At 66.1% G+C, this 404-nt stretch carries 1 pseudogene; it reads left to right on the forward strand.

The window, feature by feature from the left end:
- Positions 1 to 404, forward strand: a pseudogene (locus A2J03_RS08390) (FGGY-family carbohydrate kinase); the annotation flags it as partial.

Below are 404 nucleotides of genomic sequence, written 5' to 3' on the forward strand. Positions count from 1 at the left end.
TGATCACGAGTACCGCGCTCGACAGTCTCATGGTCGCAATCGGCGATGCCCGCGAACAGCTGTCGAGCCTGCGTGTCGCCGAAGTCCCCGGCCCTTTCGTAGGGGGCCCGGTTCGGCTGTGGCGCAGTTCTTTCGACGATATCGTCGAGCGCTCGGTTCGCTACGTCGAAGACTGGACGGCCGGCGTGATCGTCGAGGCTCCCCACGCGGTGAACGCCCTCGTCATGGTCGGTGGATGTGCCCACCTGCCGTTGCTGCGGCGGGTGTTCCGTCGCGATCTGAGGTTGCCCGTTCTCGTTCCGGCGATGCCCGAGTCGCTCACCGCGCACGGTGCCGCGTTGCTCGCTTCCGACGAGATACGAAGCCGATCGAGACGACCACTGGTCGCCGGCAAGACGATGGCG

Source organism: Rhodococcus sp. EPR-157 (assembly GCF_001647195.1).
Lineage (GTDB): Bacteria > Actinomycetota > Actinomycetes > Mycobacteriales > Mycobacteriaceae > Rhodococcoides.